24 protein-coding genes and 1 other RNA gene are annotated in these 25,789 nt (G+C 35.4%); 15 read left to right on the top strand and 10 right to left on the bottom strand.

The window, feature by feature from the left end; genetic code table 11:
- Nucleotides 1-10 precede the first annotated feature (10 nt).
- From AAJG31_RS18035 to AAJG31_RS18025, 3 genes are all read left to right on the top strand, one after another.
- Nucleotides 11-1,453 carry a 3'-5' exonuclease gene (locus AAJG31_RS18035; RefSeq protein ID WP_279496016.1) on the top strand — a complete coding sequence of 481 codons (1,443 nt, stop codon included), beginning with the start codon at nt 11-13 and terminating at the stop codon, nt 1,451-1,453.
- Nucleotides 1,454-2,646: 1,193 nt separating this feature from the next.
- On the top strand, nt 2,647-3,633 hold the full coding sequence (locus tag AAJG31_RS18030; protein ID WP_345803553.1) for a tyrosine-type recombinase/integrase: 987 nt from the start codon (nt 2,647-2,649) through the stop codon (nt 3,631-3,633).
- Nucleotides 3,634-3,696: 63 nt separating this feature from the next.
- Nucleotides 3,697-4,116, top strand: a complete 420-nt coding sequence (locus tag AAJG31_RS18025) for a hypothetical protein (protein ID WP_279496020.1) — start codon at nt 3,697-3,699, stop codon at nt 4,114-4,116.
- 159 nt (nt 4,117-4,275) lie between these two features.
- On the opposite strand, the gene AAJG31_RS18020 is transcribed toward AAJG31_RS18025, so the two are convergent.
- The 3 genes from AAJG31_RS18020 to AAJG31_RS18010 all read right to left on the bottom strand — a co-directional run bounded on the left by AAJG31_RS18020 (nt 4,276) and on the right by AAJG31_RS18010 (nt 5,965).
- Nucleotides 4,276-5,256, bottom strand: coding sequence for a hypothetical protein (locus AAJG31_RS18020; RefSeq protein WP_279496022.1), 981 nt, complete (start codon nt 5,254-5,256; stop codon nt 4,276-4,278).
- 108 nt (nt 5,257-5,364) lie between these two features.
- Nucleotides 5,365-5,664: a hypothetical protein gene (locus AAJG31_RS18015; protein WP_103118773.1), complete on the bottom strand. Its 300-nt coding sequence runs from the start codon at nt 5,662-5,664 to the stop codon at nt 5,365-5,367.
- Nucleotides 5,648-5,965, bottom strand: coding sequence for a hypothetical protein (locus tag AAJG31_RS18010; RefSeq protein WP_103118774.1), 318 nt, complete (start codon nt 5,963-5,965; stop codon nt 5,648-5,650). The genes AAJG31_RS18015 and AAJG31_RS18010 overlap by 17 nt, the downstream gene beginning before the upstream one ends.
- Before the next feature lie 113 nt (nt 5,966-6,078).
- Here AAJG31_RS18010 and AAJG31_RS18005 point away from each other — a divergent pair, with 113 nt between their 5' ends.
- Nucleotides 6,079-6,435 (top strand): helix-turn-helix transcriptional regulator, encoded by a 357-nt coding sequence (locus tag AAJG31_RS18005; protein ID WP_279496027.1) that lies wholly within the window; start codon nt 6,079-6,081, stop codon nt 6,433-6,435.
- Between the two features lie 81 nt (nt 6,436-6,516).
- Here AAJG31_RS18005 and AAJG31_RS18000 read toward each other — a convergent pair whose 3' ends face one another.
- Nucleotides 6,517-6,864 (bottom strand): nucleotide pyrophosphohydrolase, encoded by a 348-nt coding sequence (locus tag AAJG31_RS18000; protein WP_279496029.1) that lies wholly within the window; start codon nt 6,862-6,864, stop codon nt 6,517-6,519.
- Complete coding sequence (locus tag AAJG31_RS17995) at nt 6,857-8,494, bottom strand: DUF2075 domain-containing protein (RefSeq protein WP_279496031.1); 1,638 nt, start codon at nt 8,492-8,494, stop codon at nt 6,857-6,859. The genes AAJG31_RS18000 and AAJG31_RS17995 overlap by 8 nt, the downstream gene beginning before the upstream one ends.
- Nucleotides 8,495-8,971: 477 nt before the next feature.
- On the opposite strand from AAJG31_RS17995, the gene AAJG31_RS17990 reads away from it, so the two are divergent.
- The 4 genes from AAJG31_RS17990 (at nt 8,972) to AAJG31_RS17975 (ending at nt 12,623) form a co-directional block, all read left to right on the top strand.
- On the top strand, nt 8,972-9,130 hold the full coding sequence (locus tag AAJG31_RS17990; protein ID WP_175423075.1) for a hypothetical protein: 159 nt from the start codon (nt 8,972-8,974) through the stop codon (nt 9,128-9,130).
- An 806-nt stretch (nt 9,131-9,936) separates the two neighbouring features.
- A complete protein-coding gene (locus AAJG31_RS17985) occupies nt 9,937-10,185 on the top strand; it encodes a helix-turn-helix domain-containing protein (protein ID WP_101966571.1) in 249 nt (82 codons plus the stop codon).
- Nucleotides 10,186-10,202: 17 nt separating this feature from the next.
- Nucleotides 10,203-11,321 (top strand): site-specific integrase, encoded by a 1,119-nt coding sequence (locus AAJG31_RS17980; protein WP_279496037.1) that lies wholly within the window; start codon nt 10,203-10,205, stop codon nt 11,319-11,321.
- 138 nt (nt 11,322-11,459) lie between these two features.
- Nucleotides 11,460-12,623 (top strand): site-specific integrase, encoded by a 1,164-nt coding sequence (locus AAJG31_RS17975; protein WP_279496039.1) that lies wholly within the window; start codon nt 11,460-11,462, stop codon nt 12,621-12,623.
- A 146-nt stretch (nt 12,624-12,769) separates the two neighbouring features.
- On the opposite strand, the gene ssrA is transcribed toward AAJG31_RS17975, so the two are convergent.
- The 5 genes from ssrA to secG all read right to left on the bottom strand — a co-directional run bounded on the left by ssrA (nt 12,770) and on the right by secG (nt 17,682).
- Nucleotides 12,770-13,125, bottom strand: a transfer-messenger RNA (tmRNA) gene (ssrA, locus tag AAJG31_RS17970).
- 343 nt (nt 13,126-13,468) lie between these two features.
- A complete protein-coding gene (gene smpB, locus AAJG31_RS17965; protein ID WP_016994795.1) occupies nt 13,469-13,936 on the bottom strand; it encodes an SsrA-binding protein SmpB in 468 nt (155 codons plus the stop codon).
- Nucleotides 13,937-14,007: 71 nt separating this feature from the next.
- A complete protein-coding gene (gene rnr, locus AAJG31_RS17960) occupies nt 14,008-16,482 on the bottom strand; it encodes a ribonuclease R (RefSeq protein ID WP_279496043.1) in 2,475 nt (824 codons plus the stop codon).
- A 37-nt stretch (nt 16,483-16,519) separates the two neighbouring features.
- Nucleotides 16,520-17,266, bottom strand: a complete 747-nt coding sequence (locus AAJG31_RS17955) for a carboxylesterase (protein ID WP_016994797.1) — start codon at nt 17,264-17,266, stop codon at nt 16,520-16,522.
- Nucleotides 17,267-17,454: 188 nt separating this feature from the next.
- A complete protein-coding gene (gene secG, locus AAJG31_RS17950) occupies nt 17,455-17,682 on the bottom strand; it encodes a preprotein translocase subunit SecG (protein WP_205445394.1) in 228 nt (75 codons plus the stop codon).
- Nucleotides 17,683-17,887: 205 nt separating this feature from the next.
- Here secG and AAJG31_RS17945 point away from each other — a divergent pair, with 205 nt between their 5' ends.
- The 7 genes from AAJG31_RS17945 (at nt 17,888) to dltD (ending at nt 25,448) form a co-directional block, all read left to right on the top strand.
- A complete protein-coding gene (locus AAJG31_RS17945) occupies nt 17,888-19,135 on the top strand; it encodes a DUF5050 domain-containing protein (RefSeq protein ID WP_279496047.1) in 1,248 nt (415 codons plus the stop codon).
- A 148-nt stretch (nt 19,136-19,283) separates the two neighbouring features.
- Nucleotides 19,284-20,930, top strand: a complete 1,647-nt coding sequence (locus tag AAJG31_RS17940; RefSeq protein WP_279496049.1) for an alkaline phosphatase — start codon at nt 19,284-19,286, stop codon at nt 20,928-20,930.
- A 279-nt stretch (nt 20,931-21,209) separates the two neighbouring features.
- Nucleotides 21,210-21,347 carry a teichoic acid D-Ala incorporation-associated protein DltX gene (locus AAJG31_RS17935; protein ID WP_004228095.1) on the top strand — a complete coding sequence of 46 codons (138 nt, stop codon included), beginning with the start codon at nt 21,210-21,212 and terminating at the stop codon, nt 21,345-21,347.
- Between the two features lie 17 nt (nt 21,348-21,364).
- Nucleotides 21,365-22,840, top strand: a complete 1,476-nt coding sequence (gene dltA, locus AAJG31_RS17930; RefSeq protein WP_279496051.1) for a D-alanine--poly(phosphoribitol) ligase subunit DltA — start codon at nt 21,365-21,367, stop codon at nt 22,838-22,840.
- Nucleotides 22,837-24,000 carry a D-alanyl-lipoteichoic acid biosynthesis protein DltB gene (dltB, locus tag AAJG31_RS17925; RefSeq protein ID WP_279496053.1) on the top strand — a complete coding sequence of 388 codons (1,164 nt, stop codon included), beginning with the start codon at nt 22,837-22,839 and terminating at the stop codon, nt 23,998-24,000. The genes dltA and dltB overlap by 4 nt, the downstream gene beginning before the upstream one ends.
- Nucleotides 24,001-24,042: 42 nt before the next feature.
- Nucleotides 24,043-24,276, top strand: a complete 234-nt coding sequence (dltC, locus tag AAJG31_RS17920; RefSeq protein ID WP_016994756.1) for a D-alanine--poly(phosphoribitol) ligase subunit 2 — start codon at nt 24,043-24,045, stop codon at nt 24,274-24,276.
- Nucleotides 24,273-25,448: a D-alanyl-lipoteichoic acid biosynthesis protein DltD gene (gene dltD, locus AAJG31_RS17915; protein WP_279496057.1), complete on the top strand. Its 1,176-nt coding sequence runs from the start codon at nt 24,273-24,275 to the stop codon at nt 25,446-25,448. The genes dltC and dltD overlap by 4 nt, the downstream gene beginning before the upstream one ends.
- Nucleotides 25,449-25,789: the final 341 nt, after the last annotated feature.

The following is a 25,789-nucleotide window of genomic DNA, read 5'->3' as shown; positions in this document are numbered from 1 at the left end:
TGGAAAATCAATGAAGCAACCATTTATTTTAGAAAAAATAGAATTTACAAAACGACAAACAGAAGCAGTAAACTATAAAGGCGATCAAATGTTATTACGTGGTATTGCTGGTAGTGGTAAAACACTAGTTTTGATGGGTAAGGCAGTTAAAGTAGCAAGAAAATATCCGAATGATAAAATAGTATTCATTTGCTATGGAGAGCCTTTATCAAAGGCAATTGGCGAACAACTAAACGAAGCTGGATTCAATAATATTACAGTCATTAATTTTAATAAGTGGATTTCTGCTGTTTGCCGTAGTATGAAAAAAGTAAGCTACTTAAGAAAGAACAGGAAAAATCCTAGTAAAGTCATTTTAGAAAATACTTTTGAGCAGTTAGAAGTTATTTACCCAAATCATCGATTTATTAAAGATGAACGCTTTATAGATTTCATACTAGAAGAGATTAGCTGGATTAAAGGTTCTGCAAATACAACAAAGGAAAAATATTTAGTTGCATCTCGTCGAGGTCGTGGTGGCAAAGTCAATGTTTCAAAAGCTGATCGTGAAGTTTTATTTGATATTTACACAACTTATGAGGTAGAAAAGAAGGGTAAACATGACTACGATGACGATGCGTTATATGTTTATAATAATTTAGATGACTTGCCAACTTCTCAAAAAATGGATCATATATTCATTGATGAAGCACAGGATTTACCAAAGACAGCATTAACAGTTTTAATTAATGCTGCTCAAAAGACATGTACAGTTGGGGCTGATCTAGGACAAAAAATTTATTCGACTTCATTCACTTGGAACGAAGTTGGACTAAACGTTTTAGGTGGACGTACAAAGATTTTAGGTACTTCCTTCCGTTCTACAAAGCAAATCGTACTTTTAGCAGAAAGCTTGCAAGCTCATGATGAGATTCGAAAAGATGAGGAATATACAGCACTTTCAATTCCTGATATCGAAGGCGACATACCAAAGCTTTTCATCTTAAAATCTAAGGAAGGACATGACGAAGCATTAATAAATGCCCTAAAACAAACTCGTTCAGAGGACCCTGAAGGATCTATCGGTGTTTTAATCCGTAACTGGGAAACTTATTGGGGTATTCGTTTGCAAACTGTTTATAAAAAGGGGTTACGTCAAAAATTTAACGACAACTGTTTGAACCACGACATTATTAAAAACGGTGAAAATGGATCCCATTTAAAACCCGGCATTCATATCACATCTTTCCATACTGCAAAGGGCTTAGAATTCGATTATGTTTATGTTGTAGATTTAGTAGACCCTACACAGGCAGAAAAATTAGGTGAGGAATTTGACTGGAACGTTGAACGTCGACTCCTATACGTAGCTATGACTCGCGCCCGCGCCTCTCTTGGCTTATTTACTTACAATGAAAATACGAAATTGATTACAGAATTTGATTCCAAATTAATGGATAAGATTTACTTATAAAATTAATCTCTCCCTCCATTAATAAAGGAGCATAATAATATATTAAAGGTACTACTACCGAAATTAATATATAAACTTTCATATTTAAGTTTTAAACTGTATATAAAAGTAGAAGACTGGATGTGACTATTTCACAGTCTAGTCTTCTACTTTTTCTTTCACACAATCACTCTCCCTCCAATTAGTGTGGTGATTTTCGATAATGAAAAAATTGTATATGGTTAAAATCACTATTTTTTCCAACGTATAAACGCATTAGCGAATTCATTACTATGGAATATAATTATCTAAATAATTCCACAGTTTTTTTAACAATCAGTTCGAATCTAGTTAGCCAACTGCTATCATATATATATAAACATCTTTTTTATATTTTTATTTATGTCTATTAAAAATTAATAAGGTCTCTTTGACTGAAAAACTAATTACTATTTTACCTTTTTCATTTAACAAAATTCTATTTTTATAGATGTCCCTCAAAAATTTCCTGATGCTCATTTTAGAGCCTACTTCTTTTTATCAAATAATCCGTTAATTCTTCTAATCGGAGTTTAAACCCATTATTCAATATAGTATAGAGCAAAAAAGAACGCTGATTTTTTGCTCAAACAGAACAATCACAGCGGTTTATATAGATGAAGAAATCCAATATCAGATCGTGCTGTTGCCAACCTCTGATTTGGTCTGGATCACATAGCTGTTGCTCGATACCAGTTGTTTCAAAAACTTATCTCAAATTTAGCTTGGAGATAAATATTAAATGGTGATAGTACACCTAAAAATATAAGGAGCTAACACTCAATGGGCAGGAGTGACAGAAATATCGCCAAGTGCATTAGCGACTACTTTTTAAAGTAGGTTACTTATTACATTTAGTCATTGGATTTTTTGTCTGCGGACATTGACCTCACTTCTCATTTTTTAAAGTGAAGCTTACTTTAGAGTAAGCATAAGTGAGCTGCACCCGCTACATTAGCGTTAAGCATTATTGCTTAAAGTTGTGCAAATTTATTACTTAACACTTTAATATCGTTATGAAATTGTATAGGACCATATAGACAGTATGTATTATGAGAAAGGAACGCTTGCTATTGCAGGCTTTTTCTATATCCCATTATATAAATTTCATAAAGATAAGCTAATTGCAAATATGGGTGGGGTCTGCCCTTTTTTATACAACTATGAAGGAAGGAATGTTTGTTATCGGAAATCGAGGATGGATTAAAACAGAAAGAGAGATTCGTATGGCCATATCTACTAATGAAGATGTGAGCAATAAAGGTGCCTATTTAAACTTGATGTTGCAATTAAATAAAATTGCTAGACATGCAAAAGGTGTTAGTGTGAATAAAACACTACCTCAATACTACAATCATATGGACTTATTTTGCCGTTTCGTAGCTGACAACTATAATTTAAAAACGCTTGCTAACATTCAAAATAAGCATCTCGTAGATTATGTAATTGAACGACAAAGCGAGGGCAAATCCGCTTCTACAATAAAAAATGATTTAGCTGCTATCAGATATTTTCATGATCAAATCCCTAACCCTCGTTATCAGCTAAGTAGCAATCAAATTTTAAGCGAAAATTATAATGAATTCCATTTAGAGAGAAGGCGCTTTGGTGGAGTTGATCGTCGTCCTACCGAACTGGAATATCAAGCCTTAGTAAGATTGGCACAACAATCTAATTCTTCTTCCCTTGCACTTATTATTATGCTGTGTCGTGAACAGGGCTTACGTGTACATGAAGCGGTTAGACTAAGCCGTGTGGATGCTGAAAAAGCATTACGTGAAGGCTTTCTAACTGTTAAAGGAAAAGGTGGCCTAATAAGACAAATCCCCTTACAAACTCAATCATTTAGTGTTTTACAAGATGCAATGCAACAGGTCAATCGTGGAGAGAGACTTTTTGTTTTGCGAGATCAGAAAGCGCATCAAGTAATTCAACGTGTGCAAGATTTTATTAGGAATAATCGCCAAAAAGTATTAGACCCACTCAACACTCGGCCAAAGGGTGTTGAAATTACAATGCATAGTTTTAGACATGCCTATGCAAAAGAACAATATGAATTATTTATTGAAAAAGGTTATACAGAAGGAGATGCACGATTAGCAGTCTCTAAATTAATTGGTCACAACCGTGAGGATGTTACACGAATTTATTTAGCTGAATAAAATTTGTAATTACTCTAGTAATATCATTTTTTGCAGATATAATGTTTTAAAATATCAAAGGATGTGGTTAAAATACGAAATCAACACGAAGAAAATGAACAAATTGTAGAATTAGAAAAAAAAATTAATTCATTGGAACGCTTATTAAAAATTGAAACATATCGATTAAAAGAAGCAATTGGAGCATGGAGACGTAAAATTGAAGGGAGAGGGTTACGTAAAGACTCTATTAGAGAAGGCTTCAATGCTGAAAGAGGAACACATTATAAAGTATTTGTCTTAGATTTACCTGGGGATTTAGAGATTGAGTTTGTGTTAGATATTATTAAAAATGAAATGTTAGAAGACTTATATCCCTTTACTTTTCGCAAGGTTGATTTTTCGCGCCGCTATAAAGGTTGGTTAATGGAGGTAGAAAGAACTTTAAATAAAGAAATGCAACTAGAAACAGATTTTTTAATGAAATACTATAGTCAAAACTAAAAACTCATTTTCCATATAATCAAAACAGAATAATACAAAACACAAAGAAAGGAGCTTATTCCATCTCTTTATGTTTTGTATTATTTAGTCATTAATAAGGTACCATCTTTAAACCCCATCAAAATGTCACTCTCTACTAATTCTGATCCCATATTTAATCTAAGTAGAATTTAAATTCGATATAAAGGTATTTATAATCTCTCTATTTCTTTCAGTAAACTCCATTTTCTTAGTAGTTTCTCTCTCAATTTCTTTATATAGTAGAAAGAGTTCTTTTTCTAAATTACTTTTACGTTCTTGTTCAACAATAATTTTATTTTTAAAACCATGGATCTGTTTACTTAAATTTGATGTACATTCACTATCTCTTACATCCAATGGACTGTTATTTAATAACCTTTTAAAATAACCTTTCTTTGTTTGCTTTATAAAATCTTTAAGCTCATGAACTTTCGAACAATATTCATTTTTCAACAACAAAATATTAAAATCACTTTCAAGATAAAGTAACTTTCTCAAACATACATTTATCTCGTCATTTATCCCAAAAGCTTTCTTATGCAATATATATAAGGACTGCTCTATTCTAAAAATTTCTTCCTGATTTTCATTCCAAGACAATATTACTTTTTCAATTATCCTGATTTTTTTATTTAATACTTGGACTTCTTCATTGGTTTGCATATTCCCTTTCTCAAACTTAAAAAGGAAGCCAATATTTTGATCCAGTCTTTTTATCGCATTCTTTATTAATTTAATTTCTTTTTGATAACTATCAACGTTTTCATATAACAATAGCTTAACATTATTCAAATTTTTACCTTGCCTCTTTAAAAACTGCTGCACTAAATACAATTTATAAATACTTATATAATTAAACTTATAATTTCTCCCCTCTCTTACATTCTCAAGATACTCAAATTTACAAAGGTTTTTAACATAATAGCGGAAACTACTAACGTTCATATTAAGCATTGTAGAGACTTCTAAAGAAGTATAAAGCCTTTTAGCATTTAAAGTTTTAATAAACTCAGGAAAAAGCACCTCTTCCTTATAACCATACTTTGTTAGCACATTATAGATTTTATCTTCTAAAAATAATGATTTAAATTTCTCAATTTCTATGTTGTCATTATTCAATTACGTCACCTCTTGTATACAAGGATTTCCAAATTGAATTTATAAGTTACAAAAAAGCAGTTTTTTAGAAGATTTTACTTACCAAAAAAACTGCACCTTAAATGCCATTTAAAAAGTTATATTTGTTATAGTCCCTTTTCCACGAATATATATTTCACTATTCTTAGCTTCTTTAATTGCTTTATTTACTATTGATACATATTGTGGAGTAGGTACACCCTCATATTCTAACTTTATCCCCACGTAAGGAACACGATAGCCTCTTGCTTCCACTAATGTCCTTAGTTCTTTTAACAATTCAGATGTAATATCTTCATGTGCTAAATTTCGTGTAGCTTCTTCATCCTCTAAACTCTCTACAATTTTGTATACATCCATCGTGAGTTGACCTTTAAAAAGTGCTTTCATCGTTTATCGATCCCCCTGGTATTTTTTCTCTGAGTACAATCCCATCTAAAAAGCCTTGCTTGTATATATCTTGAAATAATAAGTGCTGATAATTAAGAATTGATATTTGTATCGACTCAGAAATCTCTTTAACTTCTTTTTCACTTATGCCTGAAAGAGCTTTGGATAATTTCTGTTTAACATCTTTAACCATTTTATTTTGATGATTCCTAAAAACCTTGTTATGATAAAGCACATCAATCCTTTCATCTATAAATAAAATAAGTGCCGATTCAAAGTTTCCGATAGCGTTCAACCCCATTCCTTACTCATTATGTATATTTACGTTTTAAGTATAATTTATTTTCTATTGATTGTAAAATACAATAACTGTACGATTAATTAAACGATAAAAGTGGAGTTGAAATAATATTTATGAATAACTTGCAAATAGGACAGTTAATACGTTCGTTACGCAAAGAAAATAATTTAAGTATGAGTGATCTTGCTCAAAAATTAGATATTTCTCAAGCATCTATTTCACGAATAGAAAGCGGTATTCAGGAAGCTAATTATGCACTGTTAAGTGAAATTTGCGAACAATTTGGACTAACGCTTAGCTCATTCTTTTTATTACTGGAAAACAAAGTTGATACAACTATTAAAATTCCACAAGATAAATCTCTACTACAAAGTGAAAATATAGATGACGAATTATTTAATATCATTAAAAATTTATCAGAGGAACAAAAAAAGGGATTATATGTACTGTTACTACCCTATATCAGATAATTAACCATAAGAAAAACCTTAGTTTCTCGCATTCAAACGAAAACTAAGGTTTTTAGATTGCCTTTTAAATGTTTTATAAATTTATATCTCATTGTATTTAGTATTTTTTCCAGCAAACTTTTCAATTGGGTATTTTTCATTATTTTTTTGAAGTTTATTATTTATTATTTTTACTAAGTCCAAATCCGTTTCATTCGCAAATAATATCGCATAAATCAAAACATCCGCTAGCTCCTCCTTCATCTTATCTAAATTCTTTTCAACTGCTTCCTCACTTGTTTTCCATTGAAATAGCTCTAATAATTCACTTGCTTCTAATGATAAGGAGAGTGCTAGATCCTTAGGATTATGGAATTGCTGCCAGTTACGTTGGTCTCGGAATTGCAAAATACTTTTACGTAGTTGTTCTAACTCACTTATACTATTCACCTGCTTTTTGATATTCTAAAAGTTTATTGCGCAACGCTTCATCACTTGAATAAATGTACAGACCCCTAATTCCACGCTTCATCAAGATATTGATTGAATTTAGGACGATTTTTTCCTTTGCTTCATTTACATTTTCAATTCCGTCCATACCTGTATATGCACCTTTATCCATATACTTACTCGTATCAATGCTGATTTCATCTTTAACAGCGTCATATTGAACAGATGGCCCAAGCACGACACCAACATAATTTAAATCAAAGCCCTGTATTGTATAAATTGATCCAGCTTCGTGAACGGTTTCTGCTTTTTCTGCCCATGTATATTTCGTACTTGTTGTATTCCACGGCAGTTGGTATTCACCATTGGATTCTTTCACGTAGTAGGTCCCACCATCTTTTTTATGTATGTAATCAAACGTTGATACAACACGACTTAAACCGTGCTGAGTATTTTGGGATTTAATTTCATCATGCATGTCCTTCAAAGATTCAAATACTTTAAATTCATAGTTTTTATCTTTAGGAAGCGGCAATAATTTTTTTCGCTTGAATTCGTTTATCCAATTGATTACGTCATCATTTGCTTGCATGCGAAATTGATTTGTTAACTGGTATTCTTCGTGAAAAGTACTTAATTTCTTAAGCCCTTCTAGTGTTGCTGCTCCCCATAGACTCTTCAGTTTTAATACTTGATCTTGATCATAAATAATGACAACTACCTTTGCTAGCTTCAAAAACTCCTCTAAATGATTATTGCCGTGGAATCCATTATAAGTATCTGGCTTTGTTAGCAATAAATGTGCTTCATCTACGAAAATGATATCAGCCTTTTTTCCCTCTTTTTGCAACATATTAATCAGAGATGTAGGTTTTGCAAAGTTTTTCCCTTTTAAATGTTTCACTTGTTTTGCTATGTTTTTATATGTTTTAAACATTTCCTCATGGTTCACAGCTAGATAATTTTCTGTACGATATAAATTTGAAGATGCTTCTTCTACTCTTTCTTGAATCGTATTGAAAATAGAACTTAACACAACGCTTTTTCCAACGCCCGCTTCACCTTCAATGATTAATAGACTTCCATATTCGCTTGTGTTTTGAGTAACCCGTTTCTCGCAAAACTCGAGTACTTTATCTTTTAATTCAAGTTGTTCTAAAGATAAATCTTTGAAAGGAGATAATTTAAAAATATCTTTGTTTTCAATTACATGTAACTCATTGTCAACAAGCTTTTGTTCATATAGTTTTTGCCAAAGTTCTTTAAATAGTTGTTGATCGTAATAAGATTTATTGTAGTAGTTATGAGTAAAATCGTTAGCCGTCTTACTTTTATTTTGAAGCGTATATTTTTCATCACCAAGGAAATAGTTAATCAGTTTTGTCTCTAGATGAAAGGTTGCTGATCGATTAAAGTGTTCGTGCTTAATCAAATTTACTTGTTGAATATTTTTACGTGCTTTTAAATGAGCTTTCATACGATTTTTAAAATAAACCGTTTCACCAATATAAGCTTCTTTATTGCCATTCAAAACATAAATAACTGGATAATTTAAATACTGCTCTTTGTTGTTGATTTGATTAATGCTTTCTTGTATAAAAGGCCATGATAGTATTTCGATAGCTGTCATTTCTTTTCTCCTTATCACAATACTACGTATATATAATTTAACTAGTCATAATTTATGTTACTATTTTATCATAATTATCCCTTTTTACTTGTAATAGACTTCTGATCAAATGGAAGCTAATATTTCCGCACCAATTACTACTAGGGGTTAACTTAGCATACCTTACAGGTACATAAACACCCTATTCTCTATCTCCTACTTTAAATCCTTCAGCTACCTTCAGTTACTAGAACCCTCTATAATGGTGTTGAAATGTTTAATAACTGCAAATCGCAATGGTGGGGATACATCACTATCACACTTTTTTATTTATGTGTAAAACCTGCAAAAAACCATTTGATGGGGAAAAGTTACTTTCCGTGTTTTACGATTTGTTAATAAAAAATACTATGGAATTTGATGGATAAATCATTTGCTGTTTATTTCCTATAAAAAAAGATATAATACTAGTAAAGAAAGGCAAACGGAGGGATTTTTATGACAAGATTTTTAAAATCGTTAGAAGCCCATATGAAAGAACCGGAGCTTAATCTGAATTTTTCAAAGACCGTTCAACCTAACAAAAAACTAATTAAGAAAAATGAAGCTGCCTATAACCAAGCAAAAGAAAATTTTTATTTGGCACAAGACAAATAAAATAAATTCATTCCTTACCTTCTAAATAGGTAAGGTTTTTTTTTATAAATAATATTAATCTAGAAGTTATTCAATATTTAAGGAAGTATATCGAGAGCTTCACAAGAGCCAAGAACCATCTTGTTCATGCTATAAAATTTTACTATCAATTCATCTTAATCATGTTGATAATCTTCAGATAAATCATTTTCAATATAAGAAGTAAGTATGAGAATATCTCGTACTCTAAGCTCACTAGAGTCCTGAATTTTTCATATTTATAAATACACCTCTATACAATATGGATAATTTTTCATTAGAAAAACCTTAGTTTCTGCATTAAACAGTAAACTAAGGTTTTTATATACAGCTATTAAGACTGATAAAAGAATTTATATTCAGTATTACATTGTACTTCATCTAATTATTAAATCTTCCAATGTCTTATCGTTTAATCGGTAAATAACAGACATAATTCCTCATCTATTTGCTCGTTCTCAATGTTTTATACGTCTTTTTCCTTTGAAAACACGCCCCTTATAAAATATTAGGACTCATATTTCATCAGAGATATGTTTTGTTTCATTTTTTTTAATGAAAAAGCGTCTCATAAATATGACCCCCTAATTCAAACTTTTTGCGCAATAGGAGGTCATTTGATAAGTATTCAGTTCTGTTAAAACTAGGTTTTGTAAATCTTAGCATACTGTCTTTAATTTTTCAACTTCTACCAAAAGAAATAAAAGAAGAAATAAATAAAAATTACTCTTAAAAAAATAAAATCTGGCGGGTATATTGTTTAGACAAAAAGCAAAGGAGCCAACAAAATGACAGAACCAGAATTTAAACAATATCTAGAAGAGTTGAAAAATGAAATTATTACAGCTATTACTAAGCAAATATCCAAACCTGAGAAACAGTTACTAACTATTAGAGAAGCGGCTGAATATTTAGGAGTTTCGTATAACACCTTTCAAAAATTTAAATGTGAAGGGCTAAAAGTATTTGAAATTGATGGTACTAAACGAATCTATAAACACGAATTAGATAAATTTATAGAAAAAAATAGCTACTAGCAAACGGAGGAGTTATTATGGCAAAAATAAAAGCAATTAAATCATATAAGTTAGTATCAGGGGAAACAAGATATAAATTCAAGATTTATCTAGGAACCACTTCTACCGGTAAACGAATTGAAACTACTCGACGTGGTTTTAAAACAATAACAGCTGCAACAAATGAATATTTACGACTTAAAATAAAATTTAAAGAAGGCTATCGCCCTGAAAAAAAGACATTTAGTGATATTTATAATGAATGGTTATCAATTTATCGAAAATCCGTTAAACCTTCGACATATCATAAAACAAAACAACTTTTTCATGATCATATCCTGCCTTGTTTAGGTCACATTAAAATTCAATCTATTACTTACAAACATTGCGAAAATGCAGCATACATTTGGTATGATCAATTAAAAAAACACAAAACAGTCGAACATTATGCAGCCAAAGTATTTGATTATGCGATGAAATTAGATGTTATTGAACGAAATCCCATGAAGGCAGTTACGACACCCATTAAAAAGCAAAAAGAATCCACCAAAGACTACTATAGCCGTGAAGAACTAATAGAGTTTTTAGAAGCTACTAAAAATGAAGATATAAAAAAATATGCATATTTACGGTTACTATGCTATACAGGTATTAGGCGTGGAGAAGGTTTTGCCTTACAATGGAGTGACATCAATTTTGATAAAAAGGAAATTACAATAAACAAAGCTGTTACCTATGATGAAAATGGGAAACTAATAATTTCTTCCACTAAAACATCTGATCATAGACTATTAAAGATTGATGATCGCACACTTGAAATTTTAAATGAGTGGAAAACAATTCAATCCGTTTTGCATTATAATTTAAGTAGCTATAGCCTTGTATTTTCTGATAAGAAAAATAATATTACTTATCCATCTAAGGCTTGGGACTGGTGCAATAATATCCAAGAAAAATATAAACTCAAAAAGATTTCTCCCCATGATTTAAGACGTACACATGCAACAATGTACTATATAAGTGGTGCAACACCATATGAAATAAAGAAAAGGTTAGGTCATAGCTTTAAAGATATTACTTCAGATGTTTATATTATCGAAACGGATGAAATCAAGACTAATGCATTTAAAAATTTTATTCAATATATGAACTATTAGAACAAGTTTTTTAGCTTGTTCTTTTATTTTTCTACAAACTCTAATTTGTCTTTAAACGCTATAAATAATATGATAAATATGTAAGGTACTACTCACCTTACACTCTGTCTCCGTAAGCAGAACAGAGGAGGAATTACTTTGGCGAGAAATCCCCAAATCAAAGAGTACACATTAAAAGATGGAGAAAAGCGTTTTATGTTTAAGTTTTACCTTGGTACAGATTCATTAACTGGGAAGCCTTTAACTACTACTCGACGTGGTTTTAAATCACGTAAAGAAGCTCAAGATGCTATGAATCAGTTACAGCTCGAGGTATACAGTGGCACATATAAAAAACAACAATATGAAACTTATCAAGATATTTATAACATGTGGGTTGAGCAGTACGAAAACAGCGTTGAAGAAAGTACATTTGTAAAAACTATTGGTATCTTTAAAAATCACATTTTACCTGCTATGGGTACTTATAAAGTTGACAAGATTGATATTGCAACTTGCCAAAAGCATGTAAATCAGTGGGCTAAAAAGCTAAAGCGGTTTCGCATGGTTAAGTCCTATGCTGCAAAAGTTCTCGATTATGCGATTAAACATGTCTACATTGATAAAAATCCTTTTACATTGGTTGAGATGCCTAAGAAGCGAAAGCAAATCGTTTTAGATGAGGCAGAATTTGAAAACTTTTACGAACGAGAACAATTAATAAAACTACTTCAAAGCTTTGAACAGCAAGATAATCTAATGGTTTATACAATATTTCATGTATTGAGCTATTCAGGTATGCGTAAAGGCGAGTTATTAGCACTGACGTGGAATGATATCAACTTTGAAAGAAGTGAAATTCGTATTAACAAAGCGATTTCACGCGGCAAGGATTGTCAATTGTACCTGAAGACAACTAAAAATGGTGTAGTGCGAACAATTAAAATGGATGAAACGTCAATGTCTTTACTATTAAAATGGAAGTTCCAGCAAAGTAAGATTTATTTAGAAAAAGGCATTAATACATCTAATAAAAAACAACTCGTATTTAGCAATAAACATAACCGCTTCATCCAACCTGTTCAAACGCAAAAGTGGCTTCATAAAGTAATTGATAAATATAAGCTTCAGCCTATTACTACACATGGTTTACGCCATACCCATTGCTCACTATTATTTGAAGCGGGTGCAAGTATTAAAGAAGTACAGGAAAGGCTAGGACATACAGATGTTAAAACGACAATGGACATTTATACGCATGTAACCAAGAAAACCAAAGCTAGCACAATTGAAAAGTTTGATGCATACATCAATGCACGCTAATTCTTTGACCCAATTTTGACCTAGTTTGACCCCAAAAATGACCCAAAACCGTTTGATATCAGTTGAAAGTTTTTGAAATAAAAAAAGCGCCAAACCCTTGATATATCAAGGAATTTGACACTTTTTGAAACTATATTGTTTCCAATGTATGGAGACGGCGGGAGTCGAACCCGCGTCCAGAAACTCCAATACTTCAGCTTCTACGCGTGTAGTTTGCCTATTTACGATTCACGTAACATTATGCCGACAAACAGGCGTCCTGTACGCTAACCTGGAAATCTCTTGCCGATGACTCAGGTGGCACCATCGACCGTATCCCACTAAAGTTGGGCCCCACGTTCTCTACATGGGCGATAGAGAGGCAGAGCGCTTACGAGCTTACGCTGCGAAAGCTAAGTTTTGTTGTTTGCCAGTTATTATATAACTGTCGTTGATGACGGAGCCGAGCCCTCCGACGCGCGACCAAAGCTTGAACCATCCCTGTCGAATCCGTAACGTCCCCTTGAATATGAAGCGAAGCGGCTTGGCCTCGTTCAAACAAAGAGCTAGAATTGCTTCTAGTACGGTGGGAGCTTAAAAGTACGCTTCCATGAAATCTGGCAATCAGTAATACATATTATAAAACAAAATGAGAGAGAGTTCAAGTGTACCGCTTTAATAGAAAAAATTGGCTTAGCTATAAATACTATCCGCCAGATAAAGTCTGCTATCCATCACTTTTGCTACTCTATCCACCACTTTCCAACCTCTATCCGTTACTTTCACCATTCTATCCGCCAAACTCGCTCGCGCCATCCAACAACGAAAAAACTCACCGCTATCGCAGTGAGCTTTCTCCAAATCTATTAAAATTGATTTTTTGCCTTGAAGGCACGTTCCATCTCGCGTTTGGCTTCTTTTTTGCGCATGTCGTTGCGCTTGTCGTAGTCTTTTTTCCCTTTACCGATGCCAATTAGGAGCTTGGCGTAGCCATCCTTGATGTACATTTTCAGTGGAACGATTGTGTAGCCGTCACGTTTTACGGCACCGACTAGCTCGCCGATTTGCTTTTTGTGGAGCAGCAGCTTGCGGGTGCGTAGTGGATCGTGGTTGAAACGGTTGCCTTGTTCGAATGCGCTAACGTGCATATTGTTGATCCATGCTTCGCCATTACGGACGCGGACAAAGGAGTCTTTCAGTTGGACTTTGCCTGCACGGATGGATTTGATTTCTGTACCTGTTAGGACCATGCCTGCTTCGATTGTTTCTTCAATGAAGTAGTCGTGGCCTGCTTTTTTGTTTTGTGCTAATACTTTACCAGAACCTTTTGCCATCTCTTTCACCCTCTACTTAAAAGGTTGAGCTTAAGCGAAAGCACCCTTTCAATGGATACTTTCGCTTAGGCTTATTTACGTTTTGTTTTTTTCTTTTTGCCTTTTTTGGCAATGCCCTCATAGAACTTTTGCTTTTGTTTCACGCGTTTTTTAGGACCTGGGCTTGAGTCATCTTTGCGGCGTCCACGTGGATCACGGTCGCTTTCGCGTCGTTCACCTTGCTTTGATGATGAGCTACGAGTTCCACGGTCATCCTCTTGACGACCGCCTCTACGATTGCCACTACGTCCGCCTTTTTCCTCATCACTGCGTGTGCTTCGGCGACTGCGTCCACCTTTGTTATCGCTGTAATTTTTACGTGCATGGATAACAGTTGGTGCTGCTTTGCGTGTTCGTCCATATGAAGTTACCATTCCAACGATTTCAAAGTCAATGGATGACTCCTCAATAATGACATTTGCCACACGAACTGTCACTTCATCACCAATACGGAATTGGCGATTAGTTCGTTCACCGATCATAATCATTTGACGATCATCGAAGCGGTAGTAATCATCTGTCATATTGCTAATATGGACAAGTCCTTCGATGGTGTTTGGTAGCTCCACGAAAATACCGAAGTTTGTAATGGATGAAACAATTCCTTCGAATTCTTCGCCAATTTTGTCGGACATATATTGTGCTTTTTTCAGTGCGTCTGTATCACGTTCTGCATCAACAGCACGACGTTCACGCTCAGATGTGTGGTCAGCAATTTCATCCATTGCCATACTCCACTGTGCAACGGTTTCTCTCGATGTATCCTTGTTAATTAAATACGTACGAATTAAACGGTGTACAACTAAGTCAGGATAACGACGAATTGGTGATGTGAAGTGTGTATAGAAATCCGTTGATAAGCCAAAGTGTCCAAGACTTTCAGGGTAGTACTTCGCCTGCTGCATTGAACGTAAGAGCATCGTTGAGATAACAGGCTCCTCTGGCATACCTTCAATTGCCTTCAAAACATCCTGTAATGCCTTAGGATGAACGGTATTACCAGTACCTTTAATTAAAATACCGAAGTTCGTGACAAATTCAAAGAAGCGTTGAAGCTTTTCAGGCTTTGGATCTTCGTGAATACGGTATAGAAACGGTACATTCATCCAGTGGAAGTGCTCAGCCACTGTTTCATTGGCAGCTAGCATGAAGTCTTCAATTAATTTCTCCGCTACTGTTCGTTCACGTAATTCAATATCAACTGGCCATCCTTCTTCGTTTACGATCACCTTGGATTCTTTGAAGTCAAAGTCAATGGCTCCTCGCATTTCGCGTTTACGGCGTAAAATACCAGATAGCTCAGCCATGTTTTTAAACATTGGAACAAGTGGCTCATAGCGTTCAATTAGTGCCTCATCCTGCTCCTCTAAAATTTTGTAAACGTCCTTATACGTCATACGCTCAGTCGTTTTAATGACACTTTGGAAAATTTCATGTGCAACCACATTACCATTCGCATCAATAATCATTTCACAGGATAGTGTTAAACGGTCAACCTGTGGATTTAATGAACAAATACCGTTTGATAAACGATGTGGAATCATTGGAATTACACGGTCTGTTAAATAAACACTTGTCGCACGATCGTAAGCTTCAATGTCAATGACTGAGCCTTGCGTTACATAATAACTTACGTCTGCAATATGTACGCCAAGCTTATACGTACCATCTACATTTTTCGTTACGGTTACAGCATCATCTAAATCCTTAGCATCTGCACCATCAATTGTCACAATCGTTTCATGACGTAAATCACGACGACCTACTAAATCGGCCTCGGTAATTTCATCTGGCACACGTTGTGCAGCAGCAATGACTTCATCTGGGAATTCAGGTGGAATGTCATGCTTATATAAAATGGATAAAATGTCCACACCCGGATCATTTTTATGCCCTAAAATTTTTGTAATATAGCCTGTAGCAGATTTTAAATCCTCTGGCCATGTTGCTACCTCAACAACAACCTTATGTCCATCGACAGCTCCTAATGTATCTCCTTTGGCAATAAAGATATCCATTGGTAGCTTTTTATCGTCTAGGACAACAAAGCCGAAGCCTCGATTTGCTTGGAATGTCCCAACAAAGCTTGTTTGACCACGTTCAACGACCTTTGTTACAGTACCTTCGCGACGATCTCCGAATGATTCCTTTAAAACACGAATTAAAACGATGTCTCCATTAATGGCACCATTAATTTCATGTGGTGGAATGAACACATCGTCCATGCCCTCAATATCAGGCGTTACAAAGCCGAAGCCCTTCGCATGTCCGATAAATTTACCTCTTAGCAAATTCATACGCTCTGGTAGGCCATAGCGATTGGAGCGAGAACGCACAACTAAGCCCTGCCCTTCCATGCGGACAAGCGTTTTTACAAGCTCCTTGAACTCCTCCGCATCCTCAAAGCCGAATTCATCCTCGATTTCACCGACGGTTAGTGGTTTATAATCATCTTTGCTGAAAAAATCGAGTAAACGACTTTGTAGTGTATCTTTTTGATCTTTCATACATATTCCCTCCTTCATGAGAAAATCCTATTTATAATTATTGTGCCCAATTTAGGCTTTCTAAAAAGCGATAAATGTCCTCATGTAATTGATCTTTTTCTTGATCTAATGTAATAACATGTTTTGAGTTTTCATACCACTTGATGTGCTTTTCAAGTGACTCAGTTTGATTATATATAATGTTGGCAGATTCTGTCTCTATTACTTCATCATTTGTAGCTTGTACGACAAAAATAGGCGCATAAATCATGTCAATTTCTTGACGAGTGCGGGCTATAAATTCTCGTAGTTGCTGTAGAGATGGCATGCCTTTGTCAGCAATGCTTGCAACTTCAGCTTCAATTTGCTCTTCCTGTTTCCCTTGGAACTTTTTATAGTCCCTTGCATATTTCAAGACACCCTCAAACATAACGTCGGTTGTACGCATTGTCATAGGGGCACACATTGTCACAATTCCTTTAACAGGATTATTTAATGCAACGTTTAATGCCATAACACCGCCTAATGAAAGGCCAGCAACGGCGATTTCCTGATAGCCAGCATCCTGTAACTGTTTGTAGGCGGCAACAACATCCTGCCACCAGTCTGCTGGACCTGTTGTGATTAGTTCTTCTGGTTCCACACCGTGACCTTTATAGTGAGGTGCTAATGTAGTATACCCTTTTTTCTCTAAAAATCTACCAAGCATTCGTACGTCTGCAGAGCTTCCTGTGAAGCCGTGTAATAATAAAACAGCACGTGGTCCTGCCTGAAAGAAAAATGGCTGTGATAATGATTTGTTCACTGTAAGCACTCCTTCATTCTAAAACACTTATACATACTATACCCATTCTCGTCATCTCGATGATGCCCAACGGATGGCTTTGGATATTTCGTTACAATTCATTTTTAACTACTGAGAGAGAATTTACCATTTAACAATGATAAAAGAAAACGCCCAACCAATTCGGTTAGGCGATATATCTTCAACTATTAGATTTTTGTAATAGCGATTGCTAAAATAAAGAACACTATAGCTAACACAATTGTTGCACGGTGAAGGATTAAATCCATACCACGTGCTTTTTGCTTTCCAAATAGTTGCTCAGCTCCACCCGAGATGGCACCTGATAAGCCTGCACTTTTACTAGATTGAAGTAATACCACAACGATTAACGCTAATGATACGATAACTAATGAAACTAATACTACTGTATGCATTCACTGCACCTCCCGAACTTTGAAACATCACAACAGACTACATTATAACAAAAAAAGGTTGCGATGACAAACTTCGCTTTATGTTTTGCTGGAAATTTTCCGCCTCATGCTTCCATCCTTGTCGACTTATGCTACTATTTGTGGATGTCACTCCCTATAAATTAAATTATAATGGCAAAAATGAATTTTTTTGGAGGGTGGGAAAATGAATAAAAAAATAGCAGCGCTGCTTGTATTATGCTGCATGATTCCCTTTCTTACGGCATGCTCAAAGGCCATTGACCTACTTCTTGAGGAAGAGGATGTAACAACTACAACCTTAGCAGAAGATACAGAGAATGATATGAAAAAACCAGAAAGTAAAGCGCTATCTGCCTCTTTTTCACCGAATGATCTTTTCTCAACCTCATTATTTAAGGATGATCCTGCCTTACTACAATTCACTAAAAGAGTCGAAAAACAAGTAGCAAAGTTTGAACAGCACTTTGAAGTCCCTTATACTGGGAAGCTAAACTTCGAAGATTTTGAGGTGCAGCTGAATGACTTAAATAGCCTTCTTTCCTTCGTTAATCCCTATACAGCTGGTTATTTTCTTACTTATGAATGGACGGCTTGGGAAACAGATGATGGCTATCTGGTAGAGTTGTCGATTGATTACTTAACAGATGCCAAAAAGGAGCAAAAGGTCGATCAATATGTAGAGGCTTTTGCCGACCAGTATATTACGACAGATATGACAGATTTTGAACGTGCTAAAATCATTAATGATACGGTCGTACAGTTAGCCACTTATACAGAACAAGGCTCTACTGAGGGACAAACGGTTTTTGAGCTGATAGACGAGGAAACTTCGGTATGTCAAGCCTATGCTCTGCTAGCTTATCGCCTATTATTAGCTTCGGATGTAGAAGCGAAATATGTTTATGGCTATAGTGAGGATCAGCTGCATGCTTGGAATTTAGTCAGTATCGATGGCAATTGGTATCATCTTGATACAACGTGGAATGATGTGGATTCAGCGGAGCCTTATGCGATTTCCTATGAATACTTTTTAGTCAGTGATGAAAAACTAAGCCAAGATCATTTATGGGTAAAAGAAAATTATTTTACTGCTACAAATAACAATTATGATTTTATGCATGATATGTGGTATGCCAATACTGTGGATGATGTGATTTATTATAATAGTATCAATGATAATATGGTCTATTCCTATAATTTAGCCACAAATGAAAACAATCAAATTACAGAAACGGCATGCTATTATTTAGCTACTTATGATGATTCCATTTATTGCAGTGACTATGACAATGCTGGTTATTTAACAAAAATTAATGTTCAGGACGGCTCAGAAGAAGTCTTACTAGAAGATGAAGTCCTTAACTTGTACATCGAAGAAGACATTTTATATTATGAAACGATTGATGGCGCACAACATCAGGAAAATTTGTAATGCCCCAAAAGAATCTGTGTGACTATTACACAGATTCTTTTCTTCCTCTTTATTTACATAATTACCATCTTTCATTAACAAACCTTTAACGCTAGCTTTACACCCTTCCTTTACACTTACAGTTGAATTCACCTAAAGGAGGAAAATCATGAAATACGCAAAAAAATGGACTTCATTGTTTTTAGCAAGTGCAGTGACTTTATCCGCAGTTAGTATCCCACAGCAAGAGGTACATGCAGCCGAAGTAAAGAAACCGACAAATGTCATTATGCTTGTGATGGATGGTAGCAGTAATAATGCTGTCACCCTTTCTCGTTGGTATAAAGGTGAAAGCCTAGCAATGGATGAAATTTTATCGGGTGCTATGCGCACATATTCTGCTGAATCAGCCATTACTGATTCCGCGCCTGCTGCTACAGCATTAGCAACTGGGCATAAATCGAACGATAAATATATAGGTGTGCTCCCCTCTGTGATCAACTCCCCTGGATTAGCGCAAATCGCTAAGGAAGATGCCTTCCGACCTGTAGCCAATGTGCTAGAAGGAGCTAAGCAGCAAGGTAAGGCCACTGGGTTAATTTCTACTTCCGAAATTCAACATGCTACACCAGCTGGTTTTTCTGCACACGTCAACAATAGAAGTCAATATGGGGATATTGCAGAGCAGCAAGTTTATCAAAATATTGATGTTGTCTTAGGCGGTGGTCTAGAATCACTTTCACCAGGCACATCAAAAAATGCTCGTCAAGATGGCGAAGACTTAATCAAGGTTTTGAATGAAAAAAATTATGATCTCGTTAAAACACGCGATGAGCTTTTTAATAGTCAATCCTCAAAAATTTGGGGAAGCTTTGCACCAAGTGCACTTGCTTATGATTTAGATCGTGCAAAAACAAGGGCATCTGAGCCTACACTTGCTGAAATGACGAATAAAGCAATCAATACGCTGAAAAAGGATGAGGACGGCTTCTTCCTCTTTGTAGAAGGTAGTAAGGTTGACTGGGCTGCACATGCCAACGATACAATCGGTATCATTAGCGATATATTATCATTCGATGCTGCTGTGAAAGAGGCGGTTGATTTTGCGAAGGAAGACGGTAACACTTTAGTCATTGCAGTAACTGATCATGGAAATAGCGGCATTACGATGGGGAACGCTAACACTACTAGTACCTATTCTAGCATTCCAGTCTCTGCTTACATCGACCCGTTAAAAAAAGCTACGATGACCATTGAAGGAGCTTTAAGCCAACTAAAAGAAGATCGCTCTAATTTAGTTGAGGTCGCTGCTCTATATGGCTTAGACTCTTTAACGGAGGACGAGCTTAAAACATTACAGTCTGCTAAAGACTTAGGCAATGAAATGGTAAAAATGCTAGCCAATCGTGCTAACATTGGTTATACAACAGGTGGCCATACGGGTGAAGATGTATTCTTATACTCATTTGGTCCTTCTAAATTGACAGGATTAGTTGAAAACACTGATTTAGCCCATACAATGGCACGCTTTATGGGCTTTGACTTAAACACATTAACAAATGATTTATATGTGCCTGCAACGAAGGCATTTACGGAAAAAGGATTTACAACAAAAATCGACTTATCCGATAAAGAAAACCCAACATTTATTGCACAAAAAGCAGATATCACAGTGAAAATTCCAGTTAACAAAAACACGATGACGTATGAACGAACTTCCTCAAACACGGTAAAGACTCATACATTTGATACAATCAATGTCTACAATGGCTCTGAATTTTATGTATCTAAAAAAGTTATTAATGAAGTGAAATAAAAATAATAGCACGAACATAAGTTGAACTTATTCCCTTATGTTCGTGCTTTTTTTACATAAGATAACCAACCAATAGTTTGTAAAACCCACACATTCCCCCAAAACCTTAAATTTACCTTAAATTAATCTTATGATTTACTGAATTCATCTTAATTCAGCAACATTTTTCTCCACATTCCGTCAAATCAGTGTTAAAAACATAAGGTAAGGATTTTTAACTAGTAAATTACTATTTTTTGAAAGTTTAATCTTATACTTTTTTTCATTGGAGGTGGACAAATGCAATCCATCAAAAATAATGAGTATTTACGCTTCATTGGCTTCACGCTGTTTTATTTGATTGTTTTGGTACTGTTGTTTCTTATACATGGCTTCCATGATATGAACGCTGGACCATTTATATATACGGAATTTTAAATAAAGGAGATTAAAATATGTTAAGTATTTTGGCAGCTATTGAACGTGTGGCCATCCAGCAGCCACAAAAAACTGCTTATCAGACACACAATGCCTCCTTAACTTATAGTGAGCTTTGGCATTTATCGGATCGTCTTGCCGATTATTTAATGAAGCTTAACTTGCGGAGACAACAACCTATTGTCATTTATGGACATATGTCCCCCCTGCAAATTGTTGCGTTTATCGGAGCTGTAAAGGCTGGCCATCCATATGTACCTGTTGATTCATCAACACCATCGGAAAGATTACAGCTCATTACAGAAGCTTCTGGAGCAGGTTTAATATTGACAACAGAGCTATTACAGATGCAGATGAACCTTCCCGTTATGGCAGTGCATGATATTCTGGATGCCTCCTCAAAGGACGTGATCCTATCATCCGCAACATGGGTTCAAGGTGAGGATATCCATTATATTATTTACACTTCTGGTTCAACGGGTCAACCAAAAGGGGTTCAAATAACAGCTAGTAATCTAACACACTTTGTTATGTGGATGCAGGAGCACTTCCCTTTACAGGAAGACGGCGTATTTTTAAATCAAGCACCTTATTCCTTTGATTTATCTGTTATGGATCTCTACCCAGCTCTTGTTGGTGGACACACACTTTATGCGATTACACAGCAAGAAATTGCTAATCCAAAAGCGTTGTTTGATTCATTAGCGACGTCAAATACTCGTGTATGGACTTCTACACCTTCCTTTGCCAAGATGTGTTTGATGAACAAAGAATGGGATCAAAAACTCATGCCTGCATTGGATACTTTTTTATTTTGCGGAGAGGTATTACCGATAGCGGTATGTAACGAGTTGATGCTCCGTTTTCCACAGGCAATAATTTATAATTTATATGGTCCTACAGAAACAACAGTCGCTGTATCCTATGTAAAGGTGACGAAAGAGCTAGTAGCTCGCTTCGAACAATTACCGATTGCCCCTATAACGGAGCCAAACGTATCTGTAGCTGAAGATGGAGAAATTATTATTTCAGGGCCAACCGTTAGCGCAGGGTATTTGGGGGCGCCTAAATTAACAGCTAAAGCTTTCCCGATCGTGGATGGTGATCGAATCTATCAAACGGGTGATATAGGCTATGTGCAGGACGGTTATTTGTTCTTTTCAGGTCGTAAGGATTTCCAAGTGAAATTACATGGCTACCGTCTAGAGATTGAAGAGATTGAAAAACAAATCAATAACCTGCCACCTGTTTCAAGTTGTGTTGTTGTACCTGTTTATAAAGAGAAGGAAATCATTTCTCTTAGTGCCCATATTGTTTTACGTGAGCCATTAACAGGAGCAGCCTTCAAAACGACAAAGCAATTGAAGGCACTTTTATCGGCGTACTTACCTGCCTATATGATACCGAAAACGTTTAAATATATGGACGCTTTACCACTAAATCCAAATGGTAAGGTAGATCGTAAAGGATTGGCGGTTATGGAGACAGTATGACGCCTTATGGAAATATAGCATTTTTTGTGATCATCGGACTTTTATTACTACCTACCATCCTCCTAGGGTTACGAGGCAAATCTTCGAAACGTTATAATCTTTTTATATCGGTCATTGTCTTAGCATTAATCTTCGGACATTCATTGAATGGGACCATCTCGCTCGTATTATTTACTGTCTTTCAGGTAGTACTTATTGTGGCTTATCAGCGTTACCGACTTCAGCAAAATAGCGGAACCATTTTTATAATAGCAGTGCTTTTATCCATATTACCCCTGATTCTTGTGAAGGTTTTGCCGATTCTCGGGTTACCTCATGTATTTGGCTTCCTTGGTGTATCCTACATTACGTTTAAAGCGGTGCAAATGATTTTAGAAACTCGTGATGGCTTGATGAAAGAGAAAATTTCTGTAGTAGAGCTAGTCTATTTCTTATTATTCTTTCCTACCGTATCATCGGGACCTATTGATCGTTGGCGTCGTTTTACAAAGGATTTTCATACCGTACCTTCCTCGGAGGATTACCAAAAGCTGCTATTGAGTGGCATTAACTATATTTTTGTCGGCTTTTTATATAAGTTTATTTTGGCTTATTTAATTTACAACTACACGCTTATTTATTTACCTAACCATACGTATAACTATTTGACACCCTTTCAGGGACAGCTAGCGTATATGTATATGTATAGCTTTTACTTATTCTTTGATTTCGCTGGCTACAGTGCATTTGCTGTTGGTGTGAGCCGGATAATGGGTATCCAAACACCGATTAACTTTAATCGCCCTTTCGCCAGCCGCAATATTAAAGATTTTTGGAATCGTTGGCATATGAGCCTTTCCTTCTGGTTTAGGGATTATGTCTATATGCGCTTTGTCCTTTGGATGACAAAGAAAAAATGGCTAAAAAATAAATTTGCTATTTCGTATATAGGCTTCTTTTTACTATTCTTTTTAATGGGTATTTGGCATGGTCTGGAATGGCACTTTGTGGTCTATGGACTCTATCATGCCCTATTGATTATCAGCTTTGATAAATTTGAACGCTGGAATAAAAAGCATAAGCGTTGGCCAAAAAATAAATGGACGCATGCTATTGGTGTAATCATTACGTTTCATGCTGTATGCTTCGGCTTTTATATTTTTTCTGGCACATTATTTTAAACAAAGGGCTGTAAGAGCCTGTTCACTAAAGGAGAATTATTAATGGATCAACAACAAGTTTTAGAAATGCTAGTCGAGTTATGTGAAGATGAAATTATTGTAGAAAACCCAGATATTGATTTATTTGAAGAAGGTTTACTAGATTCGTTTGGGACAATTAATTTATTAGTTGAAATTGAAAATCGTTTTAATATTTCTGTCCCTATTACTGATTTCAATCGTGAAGAATGGAATACGCCTAATCGAATTGCAGGGAAATTAGCTGAAAGACAATGATCAAAAAAGGCTTTCTTTCTTTATTTATTGCATTTGCTCTTTTTACTGGCTTTGTCTTTTTTCCTAATGCTTGGATTAAAGCATGGATATCCAATGAGGATGTGGAGCAAGCCAAAACGAACATGTCTCCACTTGTATTTCAGGGCACATATTTACAGGAGCGAATGTTGCAGGAGCCTAATTCCATGCCACTTTATGGCTCCTCGGAATTAAACCGTTTTGATCCGTTCCATCCATACAATTATACGCGAGCAACTGATGCTCCGTATTCGACATTTATGATTGGGCGTGGAGGCATGCAGTCCATTACTCACTTCTTGAATTTCGCAGCACAAGAAAAGAATTTAAAGGATAAAAAAGTGGTCTTTATCATCTCCCCTCAGTGGTTTACAGAGAAGGGCATGGGTGAATTTCACTTTTCACCGAATTATTCCATGTTACATGCTTATGATTTAGCCTTTAATCAGGAGATGGATGCCAACCTTCGTAAAAGAGCAATGGAGCGCCTACTTGATTTTGATACTGTCAAACGAGATCGCCTCTTAAAGACCATGTACCAATATCAAATGTCTAACGGCAAGGAAAAACCAATTACTGGACGTATGGCCATGGTCGCGGGGCGTTTCCACAAGGAGTTACTAGAAAAGAAGGATTTATATTATTCCATTTTCCCACGTAAAGGTCATGCATTAAAAAGTAATGACAAGCTGATTGCCAATCAAAGCTTTGAGCAACAATTGCAGCATGCAGAGGCATATGGGGAGAAGCGTGTATCCAACGACTATATGATTGAAGATCGCGCCTATCAGCGACTTGTAAATGCTAAATTTTCAAAGTTTAAAGATATACGAAAAAAAGAGGATTATACAAACTCTCCTGAATATGAGGATTTCCAACTAGTTATCGATGTTTTAAAGGATGCAGGTGCCAAACCACTATTCGTCTCCATTCCAGTTAATGGCTATTGGTATGATTATAATGGCTATCCTGAGGAACGTCGTCAAAAGTATTACGATAAAATGGAGCAAGTATTAAAGGATTCAAATGTTGCCTATGTTGATTTTTCAGATCATGAATATGATCCTTATTTTATAATGGATACAATTCATATTGCCTGGAAGGGCTGGGTCTATCTCGATCAAGAATTAGATCAGCATTGGTCACAGCCATAACAATAGTCAGGACAGTCTAATATTAGTAGACTGTCTTTTCTTATAATCATAAGAGACCTTTTATGTAAAGCGCCATTTGCTCACTTATCTCATTTAGGTTTTTCAATAGCTTCACTAAATTGTTGAACCTGCTCTGCCTGATTATTAGAGGCTGCTTCAATTTGCTCCATGCTTTCCATAAGTGCTTGAATATTACTCGTGATCGTTTTAAGGGAGGTTTCAATTTGTTCTGTTGCTGTAGCCGTCTCACTAAAAAGCTTCCTTACCTCTTGCGCTACGATGTTGAAACCTGCACCTTATTGGCCTGCTCGTGCCGCTTCACGTTAATCTTTTTTATATGT

This window comes from Lysinibacillus sp. BS3 (genome assembly GCF_039614735.1).
In the GTDB taxonomy this organism is placed as follows: domain Bacteria; phylum Bacillota; class Bacilli; order Bacillales_A; family Planococcaceae; genus Lysinibacillus; species Lysinibacillus capsici.
This window is presented reverse-complemented; position numbering and strand designations above follow the sequence as displayed.